Annotated in this window: 20 protein-coding genes and 3 pseudogenes; 13 read left to right on the top strand and 10 right to left on the bottom strand. The window is 41.9% G+C overall.

Annotated features, from left to right (window positions below; translation table 11 throughout):
- Positions 1-399 precede the first annotated feature (399 nt).
- Both FBB35_RS18735 and FBB35_RS18730 read left to right on the top strand, forming a co-directional pair.
- Positions 400-2,706, top strand: coding sequence for a BamA/TamA family outer membrane protein (locus FBB35_RS18735; protein WP_174713702.1), 2,307 nt, complete (start codon positions 400-402; stop codon positions 2,704-2,706).
- A gap of 461 nt (positions 2,707-3,167) precedes the next feature.
- Positions 3,168-4,310: a glycosyltransferase gene (locus tag FBB35_RS18730; RefSeq protein ID WP_174710904.1), complete on the top strand. Its 1,143-nt coding sequence runs from the start codon at positions 3,168-3,170 to the stop codon at positions 4,308-4,310.
- 6 nt (positions 4,311-4,316) lie between these two features.
- On the opposite strand, the pseudogene FBB35_RS18725 reads toward FBB35_RS18730, so the two are convergent.
- A pseudogene (locus tag FBB35_RS18725) lies at positions 4,317-4,691 on the bottom strand (ISKra4 family transposase); the annotation flags it as partial.
- Positions 4,692-4,763: 72 nt separating this feature from the next.
- Here FBB35_RS18725 and FBB35_RS18720 point away from each other — a divergent pair.
- Positions 4,764-5,830 (top strand): ISKra4 family transposase gene (locus FBB35_RS18720; RefSeq protein ID WP_174708235.1). Its coding sequence is split into 2 segments (ribosomal slippage): positions 4,764-4,920 and positions 4,920-5,830, totalling 1,068 coding nucleotides; the frame shifts between segments, so codons are not numbered across the junction.
- A gap of 542 nt (positions 5,831-6,372) precedes the next feature.
- On the opposite strand, the gene FBB35_RS18715 is transcribed toward FBB35_RS18720, so the two are convergent.
- A complete protein-coding gene (locus FBB35_RS18715) occupies positions 6,373-7,389 on the bottom strand; it encodes an NmrA family NAD(P)-binding protein (protein ID WP_254625613.1) in 1,017 nt (338 codons plus the stop codon).
- A 105-nt stretch (positions 7,390-7,494) separates the two neighbouring features.
- Between FBB35_RS18715 and FBB35_RS18710 the strand changes: the two genes are divergently transcribed.
- The 3 genes from FBB35_RS18710 to FBB35_RS18700 all read left to right on the top strand — a co-directional run bounded on the left by FBB35_RS18710 (position 7,495) and on the right by FBB35_RS18700 (position 10,819).
- On the top strand, positions 7,495-8,256 hold the full coding sequence (locus tag FBB35_RS18710; protein WP_174710903.1) for a red chlorophyll catabolite reductase: 762 nt from the start codon (positions 7,495-7,497) through the stop codon (positions 8,254-8,256).
- Positions 8,257-8,281: 25 nt separating this feature from the next.
- The gene (locus FBB35_RS18705) at positions 8,282-9,325 is read left to right on the top strand and encodes a nitrilase-related carbon-nitrogen hydrolase (RefSeq protein ID WP_174710902.1); all 1,044 of its coding nucleotides are present in this window, start codon (positions 8,282-8,284) and stop codon (positions 9,323-9,325) included.
- Positions 9,326-9,400: 75 nt separating this feature from the next.
- Entirely contained in the window at positions 9,401-10,819 is a 1,419-nt protein-coding gene (locus FBB35_RS18700; protein WP_174710901.1) for an aldehyde dehydrogenase family protein, read from the top strand.
- A gap of 386 nt (positions 10,820-11,205) precedes the next feature.
- Here the strand turns inward: FBB35_RS18700 and purN are convergent, their stop codons facing one another.
- A complete protein-coding gene (gene purN / locus FBB35_RS18695) occupies positions 11,206-11,868 on the bottom strand; it encodes a phosphoribosylglycinamide formyltransferase (protein ID WP_174710900.1) in 663 nt (220 codons plus the stop codon).
- 98 nt (positions 11,869-11,966) lie between these two features.
- Here purN and FBB35_RS18690 point away from each other — a divergent pair, with 98 nt between their 5' ends.
- The 3 genes and pseudogenes from FBB35_RS18690 to FBB35_RS18680 form a co-directional block, all read left to right on the top strand.
- Positions 11,967-12,125, top strand: a complete 159-nt coding sequence (locus FBB35_RS18690) for a hypothetical protein (RefSeq protein ID WP_174710899.1) — start codon at positions 11,967-11,969, stop codon at positions 12,123-12,125.
- 281 nt (positions 12,126-12,406) lie between these two features.
- Positions 12,407-13,087: pseudogene (locus tag FBB35_RS34840) on the top strand (caspase domain-containing protein); the annotation flags it as partial.
- A gap of 1,824 nt (positions 13,088-14,911) precedes the next feature.
- Positions 14,912-15,331: pseudogene (locus FBB35_RS18680) on the top strand (hypothetical protein); the annotation flags it as partial.
- A 303-nt stretch (positions 15,332-15,634) separates the two neighbouring features.
- Here FBB35_RS18680 and FBB35_RS18675 read toward each other — a convergent pair.
- Positions 15,635-15,964 carry a helix-turn-helix domain-containing protein gene (locus FBB35_RS18675; protein ID WP_174710898.1) on the bottom strand — a complete coding sequence of 110 codons (330 nt, stop codon included), beginning with the start codon at positions 15,962-15,964 and terminating at the stop codon, positions 15,635-15,637.
- Between the two features lie 3 nt (positions 15,965-15,967).
- A complete protein-coding gene (locus FBB35_RS18670; RefSeq protein ID WP_217481739.1) occupies positions 15,968-16,312 on the bottom strand; it encodes a type II toxin-antitoxin system RelE/ParE family toxin in 345 nt (114 codons plus the stop codon).
- Between the two features lie 287 nt (positions 16,313-16,599).
- Between FBB35_RS18670 and FBB35_RS18665 the strand changes: the two genes are divergently transcribed.
- The gene (locus FBB35_RS18665) at positions 16,600-17,484 is read left to right on the top strand and encodes a carbohydrate ABC transporter permease (RefSeq protein WP_174710897.1); all 885 of its coding nucleotides are present in this window, start codon (positions 16,600-16,602) and stop codon (positions 17,482-17,484) included.
- A gap of 100 nt (positions 17,485-17,584) precedes the next feature.
- On the opposite strand, the gene FBB35_RS18660 is transcribed toward FBB35_RS18665, so the two are convergent.
- The gene (locus FBB35_RS18660; RefSeq protein WP_174710896.1) at positions 17,585-18,151 is read right to left on the bottom strand and encodes a thermonuclease family protein; all 567 of its coding nucleotides are present in this window, start codon (positions 18,149-18,151) and stop codon (positions 17,585-17,587) included.
- Positions 18,152-18,332: 181 nt separating this feature from the next.
- Here FBB35_RS18660 and FBB35_RS18655 point away from each other — a divergent pair, with 181 nt between their 5' ends.
- Positions 18,333-19,079 carry a ferritin-like domain-containing protein gene (locus FBB35_RS18655; RefSeq protein ID WP_174710895.1) on the top strand — a complete coding sequence of 249 codons (747 nt, stop codon included), beginning with the start codon at positions 18,333-18,335 and terminating at the stop codon, positions 19,077-19,079.
- Positions 19,080-19,227: 148 nt separating this feature from the next.
- Positions 19,228-19,575, top strand: a complete 348-nt coding sequence (locus FBB35_RS18650; RefSeq protein ID WP_174710894.1) for a helix-turn-helix domain-containing protein — start codon at positions 19,228-19,230, stop codon at positions 19,573-19,575.
- Between the two features lie 263 nt (positions 19,576-19,838).
- Here the strand turns inward: FBB35_RS18650 and FBB35_RS18645 are convergent, their stop codons facing one another.
- From FBB35_RS18645 to FBB35_RS18635, 3 genes are read right to left on the bottom strand one after another with little or no spacing between them, the layout of a single operon-like run.
- Positions 19,839-20,234, bottom strand: coding sequence for a hypothetical protein (locus FBB35_RS18645; protein ID WP_174710893.1), 396 nt, complete (start codon positions 20,232-20,234; stop codon positions 19,839-19,841).
- A 26-nt stretch (positions 20,235-20,260) separates the two neighbouring features.
- Positions 20,261-20,866 carry a VWA domain-containing protein gene (locus FBB35_RS18640; RefSeq protein ID WP_174710892.1) on the bottom strand — a complete coding sequence of 202 codons (606 nt, stop codon included), beginning with the start codon at positions 20,864-20,866 and terminating at the stop codon, positions 20,261-20,263.
- 41 nt (positions 20,867-20,907) lie between these two features.
- Entirely contained in the window at positions 20,908-21,513 is a 606-nt protein-coding gene (locus FBB35_RS18635) for a VWA domain-containing protein (RefSeq protein WP_114085108.1), read from the bottom strand.
- 639 nt (positions 21,514-22,152) lie between these two features.
- Between FBB35_RS18635 and FBB35_RS18630 the strand changes: the two genes are divergently transcribed.
- A complete protein-coding gene (locus tag FBB35_RS18630; RefSeq protein ID WP_174710891.1) occupies positions 22,153-24,816 on the top strand; it encodes a PAS domain S-box protein in 2,664 nt (887 codons plus the stop codon).
- Positions 24,817-25,059: 243 nt separating this feature from the next.
- Here FBB35_RS18630 and obgE read toward each other — a convergent pair whose 3' ends face one another.
- The gene (gene obgE / locus FBB35_RS18625) at positions 25,060-26,088 is read right to left on the bottom strand and encodes a GTPase ObgE (protein WP_174710890.1); all 1,029 of its coding nucleotides are present in this window, start codon (positions 26,086-26,088) and stop codon (positions 25,060-25,062) included.
- Positions 26,089-26,117: the final 29 nt, after the last annotated feature.

The following is a 26,117-nucleotide window of genomic DNA, read 5'->3' as shown; positions in this document are numbered from 1 at the left end:
AATTAGAGTTAAACAACCTTTATGAGCAAGGTTGTCAAATTGAATTATGGAGAATAAAAGTCAAGAAATCGGAAAGATTTGCTTCATTTAAAAAAAAATTGCCGCGTTCGCCTCAGTAACTAACAAGGTCATGAAAATATCAAGTTATTAAGATGAATCTTTCCGAGTTCTTGACCTTTGCTGCTTATAATCAAAAACCGATATTTCAGATAAATTTACACATGAATCTTTCAACTAATCCGGCTATAGCTATAGTTTTCATCAGTATTTTTGGCTTTGATGTCAGTTGCTTTGCATAAGAGCATGATTGCCTTGCGATGGGCTGCGTCCCGCCAGAGGCGATCGCTAAGTAACTCCTGTGGAGTACCGCGTGTGGTAACTATGAGGAATGTAAATAAAATGCGTTTATCCCCGGTATTGGTGGCAGTGCTGGCAATTGCAGCTCCTTTGGGCAGCTGCGAGAGTGTAAATGCACAAACCGCTAATAGTCTGAAACAGACAACAAAGATTTTTACACTAGGAACAAATCAGCAGGCAGAAAAAGGCATTGCTCAAAGTCACTTCAGTCAAAGTCTAGAATTTCACCCTAATACAATAGGTATTCCAAATTCGGAGTATCTTAAGTCTCAATCAGTCAAAGCCTTAACAGTCAATTCAGCATCATTGGCTTTACAAGAGGTAGTAGTGCCAACCTCCACAACGTCAAGAATGGCACAAACCCTTCAAAAAAACCTAAATCTCACTCAACAAAAAATACCTTCCCCATCTCCTAGCACTACTCCTGGTGGAGAAAATGTCAAGCTACCTGCGGCGACACCTGTATCTCCCACAACTCCAGGAAATATTCAACCCAACACAGCTCCAGAAGCCAATGATCCCCGCGTACTGGTGTCGGAAGTAGTAGTTAAATCTCAGACAGGGCAAATCTCACCAGAACTGGAAGAACAAGTTTACAAAGTAATCCGTACCCAACCAGGACGAACAACAACACGCAGCCAACTGCAAGAAGATATTAACGCCATCTTTGGTACTGGCTTTTTCTCCAATGTCCAAGCATCGCCAGAAGATACTCCCTTGGGAGTGCGGGTGAGCTTTGTTGTGCAGCCTAACCCCGTCCTGAGTAAAGTAGAAGTGCAAGCCAATCCTGGCACTGGTGTCGCCTCCGTCCTCCCAGCTAATACTGTAGATGAAGTATTTAAGGAGCAGTATGGTAAAATCCTCAACTTGCGTGACTTGCAAGAAGGCATCAAACAGTTAAATAAGCGGTATCAAGACCAAGGTTACGTTTTAGCCAACGTAATTGGAGCGCCCCAAGTCTCTGAAAACGGAGTTGTTACCTTACAAGTAGCAGAAGGTGTAGTAGAAAACATTAGAGTTCGGTTCCGTAATAAAGATGGTCAAGAGACAGACGAAAAGGGACAACCAATTCGCAGACGAACACAAGATTACATCATTACCAGAGAATTGGAATTAAAGCCAGGACAAGTATTCAATCGCAACACCGTGCAAAAAGACCTACAGCGCGTGTATGGGATAGGGCTATTTGAAGATGTGAATGTCTCCCTTGACCCTGGTACTGACCCCAGCAAGGTTGATGTAGTCGTGAATGTAGCTGAACGCAGCAGTGGTTCTATTGCAGCTGGGGCAGGGATTAGTTCTGCTAGCGGACTTTTTGGAACAGTAAGCTATCAACAGCAAAACCTGAACGGCAGGAACCAAAAACTGGGCGCAGAAGTACAGGTGGGAGAACGAGAACTGCTGTTTGACCTGCGGTATACCGACCCCTGGATCGCAGGAGATCCTTACCGGACTTCCTATACAGCCAATATTTTCCGCCGTAGTTCCATTTCGTTGATTTTTGACGGCAAAAATAACAATATCAAAACCTTTCAACAGGGGAAGACGGATGGCGATCGCCCCCGTGTCCTCCGTCTAGGTGGCGGTGTCACCTTTACTCGTCCCCTGAGCAATAATCCCTACAAAAATTCTGAATGGACGGCTTCAGCAGGTTTGCAGTATCAACGAGTTTCCACCCGTGATGCCAATGGCAACATCAGAAAAGAAGGAACGGTGTTCAAGAATGGAGTACCTACAGAACGAGTTCCACTTAGTGCATCTGGACAAGGTGAAGACGATTTGCTGTTGTTGCAACTTGGGGTACAACGCGATCTCCGTAATAACCCTTTACAACCCACTAGCGGTTCTTATCTCCGCTTCGGAGTCGATCAGTCAGTACCAGTGGGACTAGGCAATATTTTTCTCACCAGGTTGCGAGGTAACTATAGCCAATATTTCCCTGTCAACTTTATTAGTCTTACCAAAGGGCCACAAACTTTAGCATTTAACTTGCAGGGTGGAACTATCCTTGGTGACTTGCCTCCTTACGAAGCCTTCACCCTTGGTGGTAGCAACTCTGTCCGAGGTTATCAAGAAGGAGGATTAGGTAGTGGACGTAGTTATATACAAGCATCTGCTGAGTATCGCTTCCCGGTTTTTTCAGTCGTCAGTGGCGCACTATTTTTTGATATCGGCAGCGATCTGGGAAGTAATACCAGGTCAGCTGATGTGCTGAACAAAAATGGTACTGGCTACGGTTATGGTCTTGGTGTGCGCGTACAATCGCCACTAGGGCCAATTCGCATTGACTACGGCATCAATGGCGACGGTGACAACCGCATCAATTTTGGTATTGGCGAAAGGTTTTAAGTTATTAGCAGTCAACGTTGAAGAAGGCAGGAGGCATCTATGCAGAGGGCAGAAGGAACTTTTTCGTTGGGTATAAAACCCCACCCAATTGTAAGCGCCGTGTGGACTGCGGGGTTTTATACCCAAGTTCCCTTTGGTCACAGGCAGAGGTCAGAGTCAGCATTCCCTTCTGCCTTCAGCAAGAACTGCCCTCTGCCTTTTTTGATAAATAGCAAATAATCGCTGACTGTCCTGGTTTCTAATTGTGATTTTGAAAGTTTCTGGAATAATCCCAAAATAATGTCATTCCTTCTCAAAAAGTCAATTCTTTCCAAGTTCTTGACTTTTTATCTTTAAATTGAGAGCGCGAACCCCGAAATACATTATATCTACAGACGTTCAACTTGCTTTAGTGAAAGTAGATCGTGATGGTCTGTAATCAATATGTATCAACTAAATCGAGAGATTAATGCTTTAAGTCAATGGAAATTTCTGTATCTGCTTTTTTTACAAATATCAACCTAACAGTTATCGACGTTTTAATATTAATTCTTTGCTTGTCAGCTACCCTATTTTATTGTTACTCAATCTATTCAGCAGTTGTCACCTTCGGAGAATCCCATATATATGCTCCCAATTTTTATCCACCCATTACTATCCTGAAGCCAATTTGCGGACTGGACAGAGATATCTACGAAAATTTGGCAACATTTTGCCGACAGGAGTATTCAACTTACCAGATTATCTTCAGCGTCCGCAGCCCGCAAGACCCTGGAATAGATGTGGTCAAACAAATTATCCGAGACTTCCCGATACTGAATATTCAGTTGATAGTCTGCGATCGCATTATTGGGGCAAACTTAAAAGTGAGTAATCTCGCAAATGCTTTATCTTTCGCCAAATACGAAATCCTAGTTATTGCTGATAGCGACATCCGAGTTGGAGAAGACTACTTACAGCGAGTTGTACAACCACTACATAACAACAAGGTTGGTGTTGTCACCTGTTTATTTCGTTCGGTGGGGCAAGGATGGGTAGAAATTTTAAAAGCCATTGGAACTGCTTGTTATATTCATGCTACTTCTTTAGCTGGTAAACAATTAAAGGGGATAAAATGTGCTTTTGGTTCAACCATTGTAATTCGTAAAGAAGTACTCAAGGCAATAGGAGGGTTTGAAGCGATCGCTGATGATCTTGCGGATGATTTTCAACTCGGTTATCTACCAGCACGAGCGGGTTACAAAGTTGTACTTTCTGATTACATAGTTGAACACGTACTATCCACAAAAACTGTTGTCGATTCAATTAATCGTCAGATCCGCTGGTCACAGTGTATAAGAGTTACTGGTTTTTGGAGTTATTTAGGGCTGGTTTTTACCTACGGAAACGTCATTAGTCTAATTCTGTCATTTGTTACACAAGGATCATTATTCATTTACTTTGCGTTAGTTGTTACTTGGGTAATAAGATTGATTATGGGGTGGTTTATTGGTGTTAAGTTTCTTCAAGATTCCACTGCAAGAAAATATCTATGGCTTGTACCTTTATGGGATTTTCTCAGCTTGATAATCTGGGGTTGTGGTCTATTCTCTAATACTATTGAATGGGAGCATCTCACTTTTTAAAGTGGCTCAAACTGACAATAATCCATTGAGGTAAGCACAGCGATGGGCTAGGACTTGAGGCACATTTTCTCGTTTCCATTGTGCCCCGGAAATTTTTGTTCGACGGTCAACCTGTTTAACGGCAGATTCAACTGAACCTGAACCAATTGAACAAATTTCTTCAGCTTGATAATATTCGTAGTTGATAATGCGATTGCGATGCTTATCAAGATAACGGCAAAAGTTTTGTACTTGTTTGCCTTTACAATCTGTAAATAAGGCAATAGTAGCCTCAACTTGGCCTTTCCATAGTAGATTTTGTGCTTGTTTCAAGCGTTTTTGTGAACCCCCAACTTTGTGGAGGTTTTCTATTAAATGGAACCAATCAAGTATTTCTCGACGGGAGCATCCCAGTTTTTTGCAAAGAAGACGAAAATCAGTCAGGATAGGTAAGACGAGTGTATTTACTTACCGATGACCCCAGAACAAAAGCAAGCTCTTCAAAAACATATTCAGGCGATTGCTAAAATATTGTATGAAGATACGTCAAAAGAAAAGCTCACAAATCTTGCAGCAATTGAAGAAGCAGTGCGGAGTCAAATGCAGAAGCATGTTATGCCAGAAGTAGGGGTTTTTTTATCGAAACGATTACAGGGACAACCGCAGGATACCAACGACGGCTCAAAAGCATTCTTGGAGAGTTAGCAATAACGAGCAAACAAGCCATTGAATTAGAAGTCGCACCAAGTACTCAACTGAGTCCATATCTAGAAACTTGTTGTTTGAGGGTAAGTGCGAATGTCAGCTATGAAGATGCGGCATCAGACATCAAGTATTTTACGGGCATAGAGGTTTCTCACAGCAGTCAACAGAGATTAGTGCATCGCCAGAATTTTGAGTTGCCAACACCAGAACAGACAATTGAAGAATTAAGCGTCGATGGTGGAAACATCCGTGTCCGAACTCCTAAAGGTCAAATATGTGCATGGCTTGGCTATAAAGCAATTAGCTTACATCATCTCGGAATCTTGGGAACTTCATTTCAGAATAATCAGATTGTGATTGATTGGGTTAATGACCAACCACTGGCTAGCCCACTCACTTGTATTGGTGATGGACATGACGGCATTTGGAATATAATTGACCAATTAGCACCTGATGCACAACGTCGAGAAATACTTGATTGGTTCCATTTAATAGAAAACCTCCACAAAGTTGGGGGTTCACAAAAACGCTTGAAACAAGCACAAAATCTACTATGGAAAGGCCAAGTTGAGGCTACTATTGCCTTATTTACAGATTGTAAAGGCAAACAAGTACAAAACTTTTGCCGTTATCTTGATAAGCATCGCAATCGCATTATCAACTACGAATATTATCAAGCTGAAGAAATTTGTTCAATTGGTTCAGGTTCAGTTGAATCTGCCGTTAAACAGGTTGACCGTCGAACAAAAATTTCCGGGGCACAATGGAAACGAGAAAATGTGCCTCAAGTCCTAGCCCATCGCTGTGCTTACCTCAATGGATTATTGTCAGTTTGAGCCACTTTAAAAAGTGAGATGCTCCCCATTAATAGACTATTAAAATGATGTATTAACCAGATTTCAAAATCATTTTCTGGCTAATTATGTAAACTAAATCCTAATAAGTTTGCCTTTAAAAAATATTTGATCATTAGAATTACTATTTGATTTTTGAACAGAATTAGGTATTGTGGAGTGTGCTTAAACGGAGTTTGTAACGCATCATTATCGAGGCTTAGGTGTGCTATGCTATCGTTAATATACCCTACGTATATTTTCAGAAGTCGAACCGAATTCCTATATATCTATTTGAAAATATTCATCTAAATTAAGAGCCAAATAAAGAATTATCGAATGATACAGATTGCTACAATAGCTTTATCATACTTTAGTTTATAGGCTTTTTATAACAGTCCTGAATTCGATGAATATGTTACTTGGTATGGGCAACTAGCTAGATACCAAAAAGTGTCAAACTAAATATAAAGTTTATAGAAAAACCGCAAACTCAAACTATGAATCAGCAACCAAGCGATCTAGCAAACTTTTGCCACAGTGTACTAATGCGATCGCAGACTCTCATAGGTGAGTTCCGCATTTGTCCAGTGGGTTTCTGCTAAAAATTCACTAAATGTGGTCAGAAGTCCAGGAAACTCTTCTTCTCGTAAACGCTGGACATCGGCTTGATAACCTTTTTTGCGATACCACTGAATCAAATCGAACAGTTCTTTTTGCAGCAAGAGTAAGAAAATCCAAGCAGGTGTCTCTTTATGGACAACTTTTATCCCCTGCGCTTGGGAGAATGCCTCTGCCATTTGCTTTGGAGTCAGTACATCGCCAGCTAGCTCAATTTCTTGACCAATATACTTGGTGGGATGTTTAATTACGTAAGCAGCAACGCGGCCCATGTCCTTTGTTGTAATTAGATGAAGCGGCTTGTCTGGCTGAATTGAAAACGGAAAACTACCTTTGAGAATAGAAGGTCGCGTGTACTTCTTCCAAAACTCCTCCATAAACAAGCAAGCTCGCAACATAGTAGTCGGTAAGCCAGCTTCTTTGAGAATTTTCTCTACTTGATACTTTTGCTCAATGCGAGGGATTCCTGAATTCCTATCTGCTCCACCTGCGGAATTGTAGACAAAGTGCTTAATTTCAGCTTGTTTGGCAGCTTGTGCAACTCGCTTGGCTCTCTCCACCTCTAGCGGGTCAATTTTAGTAGAGTCCGCAGAAGTGGCGTGGCAGTAAACAGCCGAAATTCCTGCAAAGGCTGCTATGAGAGAAGTTTCATCGTCGAGGTTGGCTTTTACCAGTTCAACTCCGGCATCATTGAGCTTTGCAAGAGTTGGACGATTAAGATCAATTTCTCTAGTGATGACTCGCAGGTTGCTAACTCCCTGTTCGAGAAATCCCTTAACGACATTTCCACCTGTGCCGCCAGTAACTCCGATGAGTAAAACTTTATCGGTGTTTGATTCTGTGCGATCGCGGAGATTTGACATTCTCTCTTCTACCCGAAGTTCTTGATTTAAATTAAGTTTATCCAAAGACAGGAGAAGCAAACAATAATTCCACGCCATTTACAGTTGTTCTGGCTCAGTGGAACAATTCTCGCAGAAGCTAGATGCTGGTTTTTTGCTTTTATATTATGTTTGTTTGCATTCTGATCTAAAAGGGTACAAACAGTGATTGAGCAGCAAATTAATGTAGACAATATAGCCTTATTTGAGCAGTTGTGGGGTTGGACAAATGAACTCTGTGAGAAAATAGACGCTCGTTTTGAATTACATTCAGATCCGTCTACCGAGAACTTTCAAAAGTATTCTGCTTTGATTGGAGAAGCGCACGGCTCAGTCAATACCTTCTCTGGCCCAGAAATTTATTGGCTGGTGCATTCATGGTTGCGCGAACCTAAATCTGGCTTTTGCAATATGCACCTAACTGTTTGGCTCAAGTCGCAGATTCGTGTTCCTCATTTGGCTATTGTCTTTGCCACGGTTCCAGAATTATTCTTTTTTATAGATTACGTCCCTCGCACCGATCTATTCACTGACCTCGACTATTTGGATCGTTACTACGAACCTGTGAACCAGACATATTTGGCGTTCCTGAAAGATTCACGTTTTCAGCAGTATATTAGCAAAACGCTGTATATCCGTCAGGTACAATCTCATACTAGTCTGTGTTATACCAGTCCAGTTACAGAAGAGACACTTGATCGTGTCCACACGGTAGCGCATGAGATGATAGATCGTTGGCTAGGTTGGGTAGATGAAGCTGAACCAGTAGCGGAATCAGAACGGAGTGCTTTATCTGAGCGTGACTTATTTGTGCGCCGTACTGTTGCAGAACGCGACCCAGACAACCAAATTGCTGTGCGGCTATTTGGGGCAGAAATGACGGATAAATTAGTGCGATCACTCTGGGGTGGCGAGCGTATTCTATAAGGTAGTAAAAAAATTTGGATACAGCATGGCAGATAATACTGATAATCTCAACTCATTCCGGGCCTTGGCACTCCAAGTTACCTGTCATGCAGTCAACCAAGCAACTGATCGCCTCCAAGCGCGATCGCTCATGCTAAACTCCATCAATCACCTAGCTCAACAAATTGCTGCCAGTATCGCTTTTATTGGCTTTGATTGTCGTTTAATTGTACTGCCAGAATATTTCCTCACGGGTTTTCCAATGGGCGATAGTCTTGCAGGATGGGCAGAAAAAGCCTGTATAGAAATGGCTGGTGCTGAGTATGAGGCGCTGGGTAAAATTGCCCAAAAGCATAAAATATTTTTAGCTGGTAATGCCTACGAAGTTGATCCAAACTTTCCCGGATTGTACTTCCAAACCTGTTTTATTCTTGATCCCTCCGGCTCAATCGTCTTGCGGTATCGGCGGCTAAATTCCTTATTTGCTCCCACTCCCCATGATGTTTGGGATAAATATCTTGACTGTTATGGTTTAGAGGGAGTTTTCCCCGTAGCCAAAACTGCGATCGGTAATTTAGCAGCTTTAGCATCAGAAGAAATTTTATATCCCGAAGTAGCGCGGTGTCTGGCGATGCGAGGAGCAGAGATTTTTGTCCATTCCACTTCGGAAGTATACAACAAAAACCTCACTCCCAAAGACGCGGCAAAAATCACTCGCGCCGTCGAAAACATGGCTTATGTAGTTTCAGCTAATACCGCAGGCATCGCTAATATTGCCATCCCCATAGCTTCGGCTGATGGTGGCTCTAAAATCATCGACCATCGCGGAATCGTTTTAGCCGAAACAGGTGCAGGCGAGAGCATGGCAGCGTTTGCCGAGATTGATTTAGGAGCGTTACGCCGCGATCGCCGCCGACCGGGGTTACATAATTTACTTGCTCGTCAACGCTTTGAACTATACGCCGAAAGTTATCATCAATCACACTTTTACCCAGCTAATACTATGCTGGAGGGAGAAATAGACCGCAAACACTTTTTGCAAACCCAGCAAGCCACAATTGATCGGTTAGCCCAACTGGAAATAATTTGAATTGGGGAATGGGAAAGAGGCAGAGGGGCGGCGGGCAGGGGGAGCAGGGGAAAAATAACTATTAATTATTGACCAATGACAAAACCAATAGAAGTCCGCAATCCCCGAACTGGCAAATTTGACTACGTAATTATCCCGCCACCCCCAAGGTTGCTAGCACAGCAATGCAAGCGATCGCGCCGGGCACAAGTTAGCTGGCAAAAGCTGGGTTTAGAGGGGAGAATTGAAGCTTTACAGCAGTGGAAGGCAGCGATAGTATCAGAGCGCGATCGCTTAACGGAAGCTTTGGTAAATGATACGGGAAGATTATCAACCTCAGTATTAGAAATAGACTCTTTCCTCTCTAGCATCGATCGGTGGTGTAGATTAGCACCAGAATTGCTGCAAGACTCTGCAAAAAACACAGCAATTCCATTTATCGCCTTGCAACAAACATCTGTTCCTTACCCCCTAATTGGGATCATTAGCCCGTGGAATTTTCCACTGTTGCTGTCAACTATTGATACCATTCCGGCATTGTTGGCGGGTTGTGCCGTCATTGTCAAACCCAGTGAAATCGCTCCCCGCTTCGTTGCACCACTGACAACAGCACTCAACGCCGTTCCTAAATTGCGCGATGTCTTAACTTTTATTGAAGGAGCAGGCGCAACCGGATCTATTTTGATTGACAATGTAGACTTAGTGTGCTTTACAGGCAGTGTTGCAACAGGGCGAAAAGTGGCAGAAGCGGCTGCTAAACGGTTTATTCCGGCTTTTTTGGAATTAGGGGGAAAAGATCCTGCGATCGTTTTAGAATCAGCCAATTTAGAATTAGCAACCTCAGCAATCTTGTGGGGTTCCGTCGTCAACACTGGACAGTCGTGCTTATCAATTGAGCGGATTTATGTTGCTGAATCCATATTTGAAAAGTTTTACCATCAATTAGTAGCCAAAGCACACCGCCTTGGACTAGCCTACCCCACTGTTGAAAGTGGAGAAATCGGCCCAATCATCGCTGAAAGACAAGCAGCCATTATTAGCGATCATCTCCTAGATGCAGTAGAAAAGGGAGCAGTCATTCACTGCGGCGGCGTAATTGAAGACTTGGGTGGGGGTTGGTGGTGTCGTCCAACAGTGCTTACCCAAGTTAATCATTCCATGAAAGTGATGACCGAAGAGACTTTTGGCCCCATTATGCCAATAATGCCTTTTTCCACAGTCGAGGAAGCAGTGTCTTTAGCAAACGACTCAATTTATGGATTAAGTGCTGCTGTTTTTGCCTCAGAAGCTGAAGCTTTAGAAATTGCCCAGCAGATAGATGCAGGTGCTATTAGTATCAACGATGCTGGACTCACTGCCATCATGCACGAGGGAGAGAAAAACGCCTTTAAATTCTCTGGGATGGGAGGATCGCGCATGGGTGCAGCAGCGCTGAAACGGTTCATGCGAAAAAAAGCTATTTTAATTAAAACTAATGCGACTAATGACCCTTGGTGGTTTGATAATGAATCATAAATACTATCAACAACCAGGGGTTAATGCACGCTACGAAAACTTATAGACCAATACGGTTCATTTAAGGGCTACTGGCAAAAATTTTGGGGTTTTGAGTTTTGAGACGCGATAAATCGCCGTCTCTACAAGTATCTTGCTCTTATCTGAACTATATTGATTTATAGACCACTACAGTTCAGTTAAGCAATTTTTTCCTTCTCTTTCTTTTCTCTATGCCCTCTGTGTCTCTGTGGTAGCCTGCGGCAAGCCGCTCCGCGTCTACGTTAAAAAATGACTTTGACGAAGACTGCTAGCCTTAACTGAACCATATTGACTTATAGACACTTAGCGGCTACTTTACGAGTTCTCCAACGGGTTATCCGCAAAGTACGAAAACCGCTTGTATTTCATGTAACGCCTAGTATACTTTTTGACGAAGATGCTGCCAGAGCGATCGCTAATGGTAAAATTCGATGTTCTTGAATTTGAATCCTGGCGTGGAGTGTTTCTGCTGTATCATCGGGCAAAACTGGTACTGCGGCTTGCATCAAGATTGGGCCACTGTCCATTTCTAAACAAGCGATATGCGCCGTACAACCAGTGATTTTTACCCCTGATTCTAAGGCTTGTTCTACAGCATGGATTCCCTTAAAACTAGGTAACAAACTAGGATGGATATTAATAATTCTCTCAGGAAAGGCATCCATGAAAACTAATGTTAACAATCGCATCCAACCCGCCAAAATCACCCATTCCACATCGTAGTGCTGCAATGTCTGCACAATCTTCTCATCAAACTCTTCTCGGCTTTGATAGTTGCGGTGATTTAATAAAACAGCTTCTACACCTCTATTGGCTGCTCTGACGGCTGCTTTGGCCGAGGGGTTATTGTAAATTAAAACTTGAATTTGAGCATTTAGCTGTCCATCTTGGATAGCTTGGGCAACTACATCAAAATTGCTGCCATTCCCAGAAGCCATAATTCCTAGTTTTAAAGGGGCGACTTGTTGGTGAACATCGCTAATACTGGGAGAAACCAAGCTCAGGGTAGAATCAGGGCGGAGGGTCATAAACAGCTAAAAGGGAAAATTATAGATGCCAAAAATATATAATACGTACAATTTTGTGTAAAAGCGTAGCTTGTTTAATGCAAAGGGACGCATTAATAGTGTTACTCGATGCATTGGCATTGTTACCCGATGCATTGGCATTGTCAACCAATGTATTAGCATTGTTACCCAATGCATTGGTATTGTTACCCGATGTATTGGCATTGTCAGCCGATGCATTAACATTGCAGGGTATTGCCAAATTTAATTTGCTATGAATTAATAAAATGCTCTACTAAGTCGTGGTTGGATACTGATACAGTAGCTGCCTAGATTTTTCTTACATAAATAGGTAAGATTTATACTTTAATTTAGCAGTGTCTCTTTCCATGTTGCGATGTCTACGACGGACTACGCTTAGGCTTGATTAAATTTTGCTCTAAAAATTTAGCTTATAATCTAGTCCGGTTGATAGAGATAATATTCTAAAACTTGGTATAAAGGAAACAATACAGAGATTAAAGCCGCATAGGATTTGATCGCAGCATAGGTAGATTAAATGGCGAAGGTAGCGTTACTGATTGGGGTCAGTGAGTATGAGCCAGGGCTGAACCCTTTGCCCAGTGCAGTTAAAGATGTGGAAGCAGTTTGTGAGGTACTGCTGCATCCAGAGATGGGTGGATTTGCTGCGTCAGATATTACCCTGCTAAAAAATCCTGAACGACAAGTTGTAGAAATTACGATCGAAACGCTATTCTCTGGACGGCACAAAGATGATTTGCTGTTGCTGTATTTTTCAGGACACGGCATCAAAGACGATCGCGGTAGGCTGTATCTGGCAACTCGCAACACCAGTAAAACACAGCAGGGCGAATTGATTCGCTCAACGTCGGTGTCTGCCACTTTCATTCACGATCGCATGAGCGAAAGCCGTTCCCGTCGGCAGGTGGTTATCCTAGATAGCTGCTTTAGTGGCGCGTTTGCTGAGGGAATGTCTGCCAAAGATGACGGCATGATTGACATCCGGGAGCAGTTGGGAGGTGAAGGAAGAGCCGTATTGACTTCTTCTACTTCAACGCAATATTCCTTTGAGGAGGAAGGGCAAGATTTATCGATTTACACTCGTTTTTTGGTTGAAGGTATCAAGTCGGGAGAAGCCGATCGCGATCGCGATGAGTTTATCTCCATCGATGAACTCCATGAGTACGCCAGTCAGAAGGTGCGAGAACTTCAACCTGCAATGAAGCCGGAAATCTATGCAATTAGAGAAGGCTTTAAAATTCGACTGACAAAGGTAGCTCCCGGCGATCCTAGACAGCGATACCGTAAAGAGGTAGCGCGATTTATTCATCGAGGCGAAATTTCCTTTGTTGGTCGTCGTACATTGGATGTATTGAGAACTCGCTTGGGATTGGAGACAACTGAAGCAAAGGCGATCGAAGATGAGGTGTTGGAACCGTACCGCAATGAGTTCCGCGACAAACTCCAGCAGTATCAGCAGGTGTTTACTGAACTACTGGAGCGAGATGAGACAATTACCGATAGCGATCGCCTCGATCTGCAAAATCTCCAGCAAATTTTGGGGCTGCGGAATGAGGACACGATGCCGATTGAAGCACAGGTGACTGCAAGTTTTAAGACGTATCAGCAAAACCTGCAAACATATCAGCAGGCGTTTACAACGGCACTGCGACAGGAGTTTCCCCTAAGTGCAGCAAGCCGCGATCGCTTACGGCAAACCCAGCAGCAATTAGAGCTTGCAGACAGAGATATTGCCGCGATAGAATCTCAGACTACGGCTGAGATAGAAGCATATCACCAGAAACTCCAGGACTACCAACGGCTGTTTTTGACTGCCACGCAGCAGGAATATCCTCTTAGTGAAGCAACCCGCAATGATTTACGTCAACAGCAGCAGCGCTTGGGACTGACGGATGTAGATGTTGCCCCAATTGAAGCGCAAATCACAACGCAGATTGAAAGCTATCATCAAAAACTCCAGCAGTACGAGCAAGCGTTTGTGAAGGCGACGCAGCGCCAGCATTATCCAGATGAGGTGACGCGGAAGCAGTTGCAGCAAACCTGGCAGACGTTGGGGTTGAGTGATGGAGATGTGGGAGCGATCGAGAGGCGGATTAATGCTGAGATTGAAACGCATCAAGCAAACTTGCGGCAATATGAGCAGGAATTTACAGAAGCTGTTCAGCAAGAATATCCGCTCAGTGCTTTCAAACGCTCTCAACTAACCCAACGTCACCAAGCGTTGAATCTGACTGCTGAAGATGTGACTGCAATTGAAAATCGAATTGTTGCTGCGATCGAGGAACGTCGGCAAAAGCTGCAACAGTATGAACAGGTGTTTAGAGAATCGATGCAGTTTGAATATCCTCTCAGTGATGCTACTTGTGAAGAGTTGCGACGATTTCAACAAGTTTTAGAACTAAATGATGTGGAAACATCGGCACTGGAAGCAATTATTATTCAATCATACTCAGAAGCAGAATACCGGAAAGAGCAAGAGACAATCAGGCAGCAACAAGAAGAAACAGTACGACTGAAGCAGCAGGAAGAAGTAGAATATCATCAAAAATTACAGCAGTATGAGCAGGAATTAATTAAAACAATTAAAGCAGGAAATTCCCTTTATAGTGATGATGTTCGGCAGAGTTTAAGGCAACTTCTTCAGCAACTTCTTGAACTAAATGATGTGGAAACATCTGCATTAGAAGCAATTATTATTCAACCATTTTTAGAAGCAGAATACCGGAAACAGCAAGAGGAAATCAGACAGCAGGAGGCAGAAAAACAACGACAACAAGAACTTGTACGACTAAAACAGCAGGAAGCAGAGAAACAACGACAACAAGAACTTGTACGACTAAAACAGCAAAAGGCAGAGAAACAACGGCAGCAAGAGAAAGCAGAATATCGCCAAAAATTACAGCTAACCCGACAAAAGTTTTTGAAGTGGGCTGGCTTGGGAGGTTTAGGTTTGGTAACAGCAGTAGCAGGTCATGAAATTTTTAAGGGTCAATTATCAACTACTTCTGTGACAAAACCTAAAGATATACAAACCAATAGCAGCAAGCAAAAACCAGAGGAAAAACCTTCAGAAGTGGTTGAAGAAAAACCCCTGCCAGGTTTTCCTGTTACTGCCCAAAGTGAGGGTGTAACTATGTCTGTGCAATCTGCCCGCTACTCTGGTGGTGATTTGGTACTGAAAGTGAAAATGCAGAACAAAGGTAAGGATTCTGTGCGCTTCCTGTATAGTTTTTTAGATGTTACCGATGATAAAGGACGAGCCCTGAGCGCTAGTACAGAGGGTTTACCAACAGAATTGCCTGTAAATGGGCCAGCATTTTCAGGTACAGTGAGTATTCCCACAGCTTTACTTAGTGGTGTCAAGAAAATATCACTTTCTCTCACTGATTATCCGGCTCAAGAATTGAAGCTAAAGGCATTGGATATTCCTATAGAAAGGTAAATAGGGCATTGGGCATAAAAATACTCTAACCAGCCGAAGACCGATCTAACTTCAAGGGAAACAAATTACCAGATGAATTGGAATTTTCTGAGTAAGAGCTATCACACAAACCAGGAAAATAGACGCTTAATTGAGTACGCATAAAACTTAGTTTAACTAAAGACTCTAACTAAAGATGATTATGAACAAAGAGCTTACCCAAGCGATGTCTCAAAATAGATTCGTTGCTCATATTTGGTTGCCTTTCTTGTAGAAATCATCCGCGTTAAATCATCACGATCTGTATGCCTTTTAGGTTAAAAATTATTCACAAATTACAGTCGTGCAAGCAATTGAATGGCTTTCTGGTTTAGGCTTAATTGTAATTTCTACATCATTACCTAAAATGTTTATAAATCTGATCAATCTATCTATTGAAAAATCTTTTAGTTTCCCTCTAGTTAAAGCAGATATTTTTGGTTGATCTATTCCAAGAACCTCGGCTGCTTGGACTTGATTTAATTGGCGATTAACAATAATTTCACTAATTTTGCGTGCAAGTTCTGCTTTAATTAAGCGCTCTTCAGGATTAGACAATCCTAGATCAGCAAAGATATTTCCGTTACTAATATAAACATCATTTTCGTTGCTCATTTTTTACTCGACTGTTTTTGCTATTTCTTGTAAATAATCTTCCTGAGCAACCTGGAGTCTCTTTTTAACTAAATGTATATCTTGTTTTGGTGTAGCAATACCGTGTTTTGATTTCTTTTGAAATGAATGTAATAGGTAAACAAATCCTGCAAATTTAACAGTATAAATTGCCCTGTATATATCTCCTTCAAAATCATCTACAATTTCTAAAACCCCAGTGCCTGTAAATCCATACAAAGGTTTTGCGTCAGGATGCTTTTCACCATGTTGTGCTAAATCCAGAGCATAACCCATTACATCTTGTACATCTTCAGGGAAATCTTTTAAATCATCAAGAGCGCTTGCAATCCATTTGAGGGGTTTTTCTTATTTTTTACTCATGTAATGCTAATTATGCCAATAATAGCATATTAAAGTATAAGCGATGCCTACGGCTGTAAACTACACACCTACTGGGCTTTGATGCAAAAATTAGTTTAAAGACTCCAACTAGAGATAATTATGAACCAAGAGTTTACCCAAGCGATCGCTATAAAGGAACGACTTGTTGGCAAATATCGCTAATGCTGGGAGAAACCAAGCTAAGGGTAGAATCAGGGCGGAGGGTCATAAACAGCTAAGAGGAAAAATTATAGATGCAAAAAAAAATATATACTAAGTCTTGGTTGGATACTGATACAGTAGCCGCCTGGACTTTTCTCACACCAGCACTAACTTTACTGGGTGTTTTTATCATTTGGCCGATCGCTTATTTGTTCTACCTCAGCTTTACTGCTGGTAGTTTCACCTTAAAAGGTACTTATTGGATAGGCTTAAAAAACTATTGGCGCTTGCTACTTAACCCCGACTTCTGGCAAGTTTTGGGTAACACCTTTTATTTTACTGTTGCCACCATCATTCCCAGTTTAGTTATCTCCTTGGGATTGGCTGTGCTATTAAACCGCTCTATTCCCTTGCGGGGCATCATGCGGAGTGCATACTTTCTACCTTCGATTATTTCACTTGTGGCAGCCGGCTTGGGATTTCGCTGGCTGTTTCAAACATCAGGCCCAGTTAACGGACTTTTAGATTTTTTTGGTATTGCAGCTATACCCTGGCTAGGAGACACATTTTGGGCAATGCCAGTAATTATTTTAATGAGTATTTGGAAACAACTGGGTTTCAATATGGTAGTTTTTTTAGCAGGCTTGCAAGCAATTCCTCCCAGTCGTTATGAAGCAGCAGATTTGGATGGAGCAAATGCTTGGCAACAATTTTGGTATATTACTCTGCCCGGATTGCGCCCTACTGTGATATTTGCAATCATCACTACTGCAATTTTTACATTGCGGAGTTTTGAGCAAGTTTTTGTCATGACTGGCGGTGGCCCATTGAATTCTACTAATTTGCTGGTTTACTACATTTATCAAGAGGCTTTTGCTCAGTTTGATTTTGGTTATGCAGCAGCAGCAGCGACAATATTACTAGCAGTGACGCTGGTACTAGTTTATTTTCAACTGCAAACTTGGAAAGAGGAGTAGGGGAGGCAGGGGGCAGGGGGAATGTGGGAGTTGCTAAATGATGTGGTAAATATGCAATGCCAAACGATGTAGTGTATTCAATTAGAAACAGCTAGAGTTTTTATTTTTTTGATAGGGTGCGATATTCCCAAGGATTAACGAATTTAGCGTCACTCCAAATACCAAGGCGTTGTTCCTTGGCTTCAGCTTCAGCTTGTTGAATTAAGTCTTTGCTAGGACACTTGTTTAAATAAGGACGATACACTTTTGCCAATCCTTCTTTTAACAATATCTGCTGCACAAAAGTGCCATTTTGTAAACGGACTTCGGCAATTTTGCGTCCATAGCGATCGCTATCGGTGATATTCAAAGTTACGCGATCGCCTCCTTGTTGCACCAGTTGTTGTACCCGTTCTTGGGCTTTCACACCCCAAGTAAATTGATTGCGATCGCTAGTGCGTTTACTCTGCTTTTCTTTATTAGAGTGGGCTATTTCTGGGGCATCTACACAAGCAAAGCGCACAGTAAAATTTTTCCCACTGCTATCTTTAACTACTATAGTGTCGCCATCACTGACACGCTCAACTGGTTCTCCAGAAGTATTGACAAAGCGATCACAGCCTATCAAACCCAAAATCATGATAGTTGCACAAAGCCAAAATCGTACTGGTTTAGTTAATTTCTCCATCCCAACTCACCTGCATTACCTCTGTGGGATGATATTAGCAAAATGACCAGATATATTTGTTAACCTTTGACATACTGCCACAATTCAAAATTCCAATCGGTAAAACCCTCTGGCGACAACGAATATAAAATGCACATTAGTATAAGAATTGTAACCTTCTAATTACCAGTGGCAATTTCTGATGAACTTCTTAACTCACATTCTGCATTTAGCTGGTTCAGGTGCTTTTGCCTATTACTCTGCTGCTCAAATCCGTGATTTAAAAACCCGTCCCAACATCCTTGCGGGGTTTTATTTTGCTGAATCTGGTTCTGTGCCGTTTTTATCTACACTTAGCGATCGCGCCGCAGCCGAAGGCGATACATGGCTAGCCGAAAAATTAGCAAAACATGCATCAGATGAGACTAGGCATGGTAAAGTTTTTGCCCACGCCTTACAACAGATGAATAAACAAGTTATGGATTTTAAGCGTCAACCCCAAACTACAACCACAAATAAATCACAACAGCAACGTAGCCCATTTTTTGCAGCATTCTTTGAAGGCTACACGCAAGAACAGCTAAAACCTGCTGTCATTGACTGGGATGTATTTATGGCTAGCACATACATTCTTGAGTTAGATGCTAGTAAAGACTTTGCGCGAATGGCGAAAGTATTACCTGATAACGAGCCAACCGATCGTAACTTGAAGTTAGGAATGCTAAGTATTGCTCAAGATGAAACTGGACATGCTGCTTATCTCTATGAAGCGATGATGCGACGGATGTCTGCTGCCAAAGTGGAAAAACTTGTAGATATGTGGCGAACCCGCAAGGTAAACGCCTTGTTAGCAATGGTTGGCGGTATCCTCCAGCGTAATGGCGAAACGCGATCGCTAGTCCAAGATAGTGCGCCGTCGGAAATCGATTCTGAGTTGATAGCTACGTAATTATAGTTATCATTGAGTATCTAATATTAAAAAAATTTAGTCTATCAAAGAAAGCAGTTAAATTTTGTGGAGTGTTGTAGATGTACCCATACTTTTAACTAGCGGTACTACCAGCAAACCTAAGTAAGGTACTTCTTAAAAACTGACTATGAAAGCTGAAGCAGAAAACAATCTCAGGCTGACTTGTGAAGTAGAAACTACCCTAAAGGTAATTGGTGGACGCTGGAAAGTTTTGATTATTAGAGAATTAATGACTGGCGTAAAACGGTTTGGTGAGTTACAACGAGCTTTACCCGGAGTTACGCAAAAGATGTTGACTCAGCAACTTAGAGAAATGGAGCAAGACGGCATTATCAATCGAGAAATTTATCCTCAAATTCCACCAAAGGTAGAATATTCGCTAACGCATTTAGGAGAAACTTTGCAACCAATTCTCTATGCTATGCATGAATGGGCTGTTCAACACTCAAATCGAACAAATCACCATCAATATTGAGCATGGATAATAAATAATAATTGCTCATTTTAAATTTGATCGGACTTACGCAAAACTACACACCGTAGGGGCAATACCCTGCGGTAAGCCGCTCCGCGTCTACATGAATTGCCCCTAACTGGAAATTAGGGTTTGGGGTATTTTTTGCGTAAGTCCTGTTTGAGATAAAAGATTATTTTTGAATCTTGAATTGTTTATTTAGATATGTCTAGAAATTAATAGAGACGCAATATTTTACGTCTCTACATTTTTTTTGAAGACGTTTATTCATTGCTTCTCAAATATTCAACCGCTGCCTCTAATTTTGAGGTGTAACTTTCAGCGAACCTTTCAAACCAAAGTCCTTCCGACGAGAGTGGATCTACTTTGGCTAACCATTCTTTTGCCTGTATTTTCAAAGCCTCTAATTGTTTGGCTTTGAGTTGTTCTTGGCGAATTCGTTCCTGTTCTAGTTCTTGTTGTTTTTTTAACTCAATAGCAGCATCCTCTTCTGCAAAACTAGCCTTAACCTCTGCCAAAATGTTATCCATAAAAGATGCCGACTTTGGCAATGATGGAATAAAGGATTTAGCTGTGGCTGATTTTGACTGTTGCTGTTGTGATTGTACTTCTTTATATTCAGTTTTGAGTTCGGCTAACAGCTTATCAATGGAATCCATTTTTGCAATTCCTATAAATGGTATAGCTAATCATTAATGGCATTGAGCAGAACTTCTGATAGACTCATATCTTCCATATCTTCCATAGTAATGGTGTCACAGATATCAAACTTAGCACCAGCACTTTGAAGTTCATCATCTAAGACTTTCAGAAAGCGAGTAGCTTGTACATCTGTGCCGACTTGAATGAAGGAAATGGCTAATTCTTCATCTCGATCGATGCGGCGAGAAGCTTCAATAATTACCTTCATAACTGCTTTGCGATCGTCTGGTTCACCATCAGTAACCACTAAAATTGTTTCACCATTTGGCTTTGTTTGACCGGCTGCTTTGCGTTGTAAGTAATCGTCAGTTGCGTGTTTCAATACACCTGCCAAGTCAGTTGTACCAGAGGGATCATTTTCTCGGAAAATTTGCCCTACTAGACTAGATGTAACGTTTTCGTATCGCTTGAATTTACCAGAAAATAAATAAATCGTGATACCATCTGGGTCAAACTGCTCACACTTGCTAGCTAAAGCTAAAGTAGATTCCTGTGCTGCAAACCATCTACTTCTGCCACCCTTTTGATCTTGGGTTGCCATGCTGCCGCTTTTGTCAATAATTAAGGTGTAATCACGATTTTCTAGCATTTATAATTTTCCCAATTATTTAATAAAAAACTTTAAACTAATCAGTCAGTTATTGCGTTAGTCAATACATCTACAAGACTCATTTCTTCTAAGTCGTCTAAAGTAACCGTGTCGCAAATATCAAATTTAGCGCCAACGCTTTGCAACTGGTCATCCAAAGCTTTGAGGAACTTAGTCGCTTGGGCATCTGAACCTACTTGAATGATCGAAATTCCTAATTCTTCATCACGCTCCATCTGGCGAGTAGCATGAATGATAACTTCAAATACAGCTTTGCGATCGTCTGGTTCCCCATCGGTGATGACTAAAATTGTCTCTCCGTTTGGCTTGCTTTTACCGGCTGCTTTACGTTGAAAGTAATTATTGAGTGCGTCTTGAAGCACACCAGCTAAGTTTGTCGTCCCAGCAGGGTCATTTTCGAGAAATATCTGTGCGACTTTGGCTGAGGTGACATCATCGTAGCGTTTAAATCTACCGGAAAACAAGTAAACCGTGATGCCATCGGGGTCAAACTGTTCAGCCTTTCTTGCCAAAGCGAGTGTAGACTCTTGGGCAATCTCCCATCTACTTCTACCGCCCACTTGGTCGGGTGTAGACATGCTACCGCTTTTATCAATAATTAATGTATAGTCGCGATCGCTCATCATAATTTTCCTCTGATTGTTACCCTGCAATTCTAGTCTAACTCCGTTTTTTTACCAGTAAGCAAAGCCTTTAAGCTTTTGTATCAATTTCTACGTGAACTAGCCGCACTGACTTGGATTACAAAGTACAGTGTAGCCTCCTAACTTCACTGAGCAATGTCGTATCTCTTATCAGATATAGATGCGCCATGAACACTTCGTTTGCAATAACAACTAATTAGCCAGACATGATGATATTACTTAATCCAACAAATATCGCCCGTTTTATATCCTGTCACTAATTCTGAGTGCAAATTTCAGTGGGAGATCAGGGCGCGAATAATTAAAAAGACTACACCACAGATGATAAGTGCGATCGCCTAGCGTCTTTATTTCCATAGAGAAGAAAATCTTCCTAGTCCCAATTTTTCTGGAAAGACTAAAAGTTAAAGATGAGTTTGCTTGTTGCATTCATACTTAGTCTGGGAATAATAAATAATACTCATGCTGAGATACATGGAGCTAAATAAACGTGAGTTCCACAAATTTCGCCTTGCCTTGAAATTTCATTCAAGTGTATCCTTCTCCGAATCTGAGAAGGGCAGTTTTATGTAGTGCAACCAGATAGAGGCTTATTGCCAAATTTTAGAGATAAATTCCGGTATGAACCATCCTAGATTCTTAGATAACCTCGCGCAAAAACACAACACGCAGCAGCAAAACTTTTCCTCAGCATTTCTGCATCAGATGGTCAATAGCATATCTGACCCAATTTTTGTAAAAGACCGTCAACATCGCTGGGTATTACTTAACGATAACTACTGTGATTTCATAGGTCATAGCCGAGAAGAATTAATTGGTAAATCAGACTATGATTTTTTTCCTCAAGCAGAAGCTGATGTGTTCCGGCAAAAAGATGAACTGGTTTTCACCACAAATATTACTAATGAGAATCAGGATCTTTTTACTGATGCTCAGGGTATAACCCATCTTATCTCTACCAAAAAGTCTTGCTTTGAAGATGAGACTGGTAATAAATTTCTAATGGGTAGCATTCGAGACATCATTTTATCGAATGAAGCTGATAAAGTTCTGGGTGTGACTGACAGAGTTACCGATATTACTGATCTTATGCAAACTTGTGAAGCACTTCGGGAAGCTCTAGAAGAACTGCGTCAACAAAACGAAGAATTAGCGATCGCTTGTGAAACGGCAGAATTAGAGCGTCGGCGTTACCAGGATTTGTTTGATCTTGCTCCAAATGCTTACTTAGTAACTGATGTCGCCGGCATCATCAAAGAGGTTAACTATGTAACAGCAGCCTTACTATCTGTGAGACAAAACTATCTAATAGGTAAACCATTCATTCTATTTATCGCCGAACCAGACCGCAAAACCTTCATGAATAAACTGACAAATTTGCAGCAGGTGCAGGATTGGGAAGTCGAACTACAGTCACTAGGAGGTACAGCCTTTCCTGCTAGTACCAAGATGGTTGCCATGTATAATTCACAAGGTCAGCAGATCGGCTGGCGTTGGTTACTTTGCAACATTAGCGAACAGCAAGCCATACTGCGCGATCGTCAGCAAGCAGAAAAAGACCTACACCGCATTAATGCTGTACTGCAAGCTCAACAAGAAGCTTCCATCGACGGAATTCTGATTATTGATGAAAATCGTAAAGTGACATCATACAATCAGAAATTCTCCCAGCTATGGCAAATACCTGCGGTAATGCTCCAAACACGCGACGATCGCCAACTCCTGGAATGGGTACTAGACAAACTAGTAAATCCAGACGAATTTTTAGCGAAGGTGGAGTATCTTTACCAGCATCCAGAAAAAAGCAGCCGTGATGAAATTTTCCTGAAGTCTGGAAGAATTTTTGAGCGCTATTCTGCACCTGTGCGTAAACAGCAAGGAGCTTATGGTGAGGCATCTCCATTAGGAGATGATTATGGTAGGATTTGGTATTTTCGGGACATTACTGAATACAAGCAAGCAGATGCAGAACTTAGGGCTTCACAGCAAAGACTGGCATTGCTGATTGAACAAACACCTTTAGCCATTATTGAATGGAATACTAACCTTAAGATTCAGACATGGAATCGGGCAGCAGAAAGAATCTTTGGATACACCACTGAGGAAATGGTGGGGAATCGTTTTGAGAGCATAATACCTGAAAACGCCAGAAAGCATGTAAATGAGATTATCACCGCTCTATCAACACAATGTGGAGGGAGTTTTAGCGTCAACGATAACATCAGTAGAGATGGCAGGATGATGGTCTGCGAGTGGTATAACAACCCGTTAATTGCTCCTGATGGCCAGGTGATTGGCGTTGCGTCAATGGTTTTAGACATTACTGAACGAAAACAAGCTAAGGAAGCCTTGCTAAAGTCGGAAGCCCAACTACGACAACAAGCCGAAGAACTTAAAATTGCACTCCGTGAAGTTCAACAGACCCAGACTCAGTTAATTCAAGGTGAAAAGATGTCCAGTTTGGGTCAACTAGTCGCAGGAGTAGCGCATGAAATCAACAATCCGGTCAATTTTATCTATGGCAACCTTAGCCCTGCCAAGGAATATATTCAAGATTTACTTTCACTTTTGCAACTCTACCAAAATCATTATCCTGAACCAATATCAGAAATTCAGGATTTTGCAGAACAAATCGAACTAGACTTTTTGAAGTCAGATTTGCCACAAATACTAAACTCAATGAATGTTGGGGCAGACCGCATTCGAGAGATTGTACTTTCTTTGCGAACTTTTTCGCGCTTGGATGAAGCCGAGATGAAAGCTGTTGATATCCATGAGGGAATTGATAGTACTTTGATGATTTTGCAAAGCCGCTTCAAGGGTAATGACCAACACCCAAAAATTCAAATAATTAAAGAATATGGCAAACTCCCCTTGGTTGAATGTTACGCTGGGCAGCTAAACCAAGTATTCATGAATATTTTGTCAAATGCGATCGATGCTTTAGAAGAGAGAGTGGAGAGTTGCGGTAAAGCAGATAAGGAGAATAACCAATGCCCAATTCCGATAATTGGCATTTGTACTCAACTACAGGAGCCAAATCAGGTAATAATTAGGATTGGCGATAATGGATTGGGAATACCAGAAAATGTGAAAAAACAATTATTTGATCCCTTTTTTACCACCAAGCCCATCGGCAAAGGTACAGGAATGGGACTTGCCATTAGCTACCAGATCATTACAGAAAGACATGGCGGTTCCGTAGAATGTATTTCGCAGCCAGGAAAAGGCACTGAGTTTGTGATTAAAATTCCCCTGATTCAAGATAGTCAATATAATTCGTAATTTTAAGAGCTTTTATTACAATTAGATTTACAAAGATTGCAAAACAATTATGTTGTGTATCAACGTCAATACGTCGTTTTAGGTTTTTATTAATCATTCTTTGATGAGAATAGAGCCTCGCTGTAGGGGCAATTCATGAATTGCCCCTACGACAGATGTGGTTTTTCCAATCATCTATATTTGCTCTTTCCTGCCAATGAAGTAGTAATTACGTTAGCGTAGCGGGGCGTAGCCCATTACGAATTATCTCAATGCCTCCACTTCTTCAGGAACCTTCATTTGGTCGAGAATTCCCCAGATTTCTTGTAACATCGGCTCTAAGCCGATGCGAGTAACTGCTGAAATTATAAAAACCGGGGCGTAGGAGAGATGATTAAGTTGGGTAGCTAAAGCCTCCAAATCGACAGTTTCCCGATCTACGGCATCAATTTTATTCAGCGCCAAAATTTGTGGACGTTCTGCTAAACCCTGTCCATAAGCTTTTAATTCTTCTTTAATTGTGTTGTAATCCCTAATGACATCATCACTAGTGGCATCAATCAAGTGAAGTAGCACTCGCGTGCGCTCAATATGACGCAAGAAATCATGCCCCAACCCAGCCCCGTGAGATGCTCCCGCAATTAGTCCAGGAATATCGGCGAAAACAGTACCATCGCCAGTCGGTTTTCGCACTACACCCAAATTTGGGATCAAGGTAGTAAAGGGATAGTCGGCAATTTTTGGACGTGCTGCTGATAAAGATGAAATTAGAGTGGATTTTCCTGCATTTGGTAAGCCAATAATCCCCACTTCTGCCAAAAGTTTCAACTCCAGACGCAGCTGCTTTATTTCCCCCGGTAATCCTGGGAGGGCATATTCTGGGGCGCGGTTACGGTTACTCAAGAAATGCTGATTTCCTAGTCCACCTTTACCACCTTGAGCAATTCGCAAAGTCTGCTGAGGCTCAGTTAAATCTCCCAGCAGTTCGCCAGTTTCAGCATCATAAATGGTTGTACCACAAGGAACTTCGATGATTAAATCCTTCCCTGCTGCGCCAGTGCAGTTATTTGGGCCACCACGAGTCCCTTTTTCTGCCTGAAAACGATGATTATATCTGAAGTCCAGCAAGGTTTGTAGGTTTTCGTCGGCCACGAAAAATACCGAACCGCCTCGTCCTCCATTACCACCAGAGGGGCCACCAGTCGGCACGTATTTCTCTCGCCGGAAGGCGACAATACCATCGCCGCCCTTACCAGCTTCAACTTCAATTTTTGCTTGGTCGATAAATTGCATACTTAAATAATAATGAGAAGTGAAGAGTG

Source organism: Nostoc sp. TCL240-02, assembly GCF_013343235.1.
Lineage (GTDB): Bacteria > Cyanobacteriota > Cyanobacteriia > Cyanobacteriales > Nostocaceae > Nostoc.
The sequence above is the reverse complement of the archived record's forward strand: the minus strand, read 5'-3'. Positions and strand labels throughout refer to the sequence as shown.